Annotated in this window: 1 protein-coding gene; it reads left to right on the top strand. The window is 65.8% G+C overall.

Annotated elements, in window-relative coordinates; all coding sequences use genetic code 11:
* Positions 1–87: 87 nt before the first annotated feature.
* On the top strand, positions 88–439 hold a 352-nt coding region (locus ACWTU8_RS32755; RefSeq protein WP_455851368.1), incomplete at its 3' end, for a SapC family protein.

The following is a 439-nucleotide window of genomic DNA, read 5'->3' as shown; positions in this document are numbered from 1 at the left end:
AAGATCAGCGCAACAAGAGCAGATACCAGTCTTGGGGTCTGATGCGGAAAGCCGGCCTGATCGGCCGGCGGGAGAAAGGGACGGACCATGGCTGATATCGGGACAAAGACGCAAACGGCGCCGGCGGACGCGGCCATGCCGCTGTTCTATTCCAGGCCCGAAGCGCTCAACCCGGCGCGGCACGGTTCACTGGGCCTGACCGCGCGCGGCGATTTTGCCTTCGCCCGCGCCGCGCACGCCATTCCGGTGGTGGCGACGGAAATGCCGGCGGCGATGCGCTCCTATCCGATCGTCTTCATCGGCCCGGCCAAATCCCCTGTCATCATCACCGGCGTGCGCCAGGGCGAAAACCTGTTCGTCGACGCCGACGGGCAGTGGACCGCGCCGCACTATATCCCCGCCTATGTCCGCCGCTATCCCTTCATCCTTGCCGAGGACC

Source organism: Mesorhizobium sp. BHbdii, assembly GCF_053848045.1.
This window is presented reverse-complemented; position numbering and strand designations above follow the sequence as displayed.